The sequence below is a fragment of the Geitlerinema sp. PCC 9228 genome (genome assembly GCF_001870905.1).
GTDB lineage: Bacteria > Cyanobacteriota > Cyanobacteriia > Cyanobacteriales > PCC-9228 > PCC-9228.
This window is the reverse complement of record NZ_LNDC01000199.1, coordinates 306-735: the sequence shown is the minus strand read 5'-3', so window position 1 is coordinate 735 and position 430 is coordinate 306. Positions and strand designations below refer to the sequence as shown.

Sequence of the window (430 nt, the reverse complement as noted above, 5' to 3'; positions counted from 1 at the left end):
CCGCCGGGAACAATGCCTTCTTCTACGGCTGCTTTGGTGGCGTTGATGGCGTCTTCCAGGCGCAGCTTGCGGTCTTTCATTTCGGTTTCGGTGGCAGCACCTACTTTAATCACCGCTACACCACCGGAGAGCTTGGCCAAACGCTCTTGCAGTTTTTCTTTGTCGTAGCTGGAATCGCTTTCTTCGATTTGCCGGCGAATTTGCTCGCAACGGGTTTTCACCGCTTGGTCGTTGCCTTCGGCGACAATGGTGGTGGTGTCTTTGGTCAGGGTGACCCGGCGGGCATTGCCTAGCATTTCAATTTTGGCGTTTTCCAACTTCAGGCCGGCATCTTCGGTGATGACCTGACCGCCGGTGAGGGTGGCAATGTCTTGCAGCATGGCCTTGCGGCGATCGCCAAATCCAGGCGCTTTCACCGCAGCGACGTTGA

Annotated in this window: 1 protein-coding gene; it reads right to left on the bottom strand. The window is 56.3% G+C overall.

All coding sequences use genetic code 11. The annotated features are described in order from the left end of the window. On the bottom strand, positions 1 to 430 hold a 430-nt coding region (locus AS151_RS22950; RefSeq protein WP_275528011.1), incomplete at both ends, for a TCP-1/cpn60 chaperonin family protein.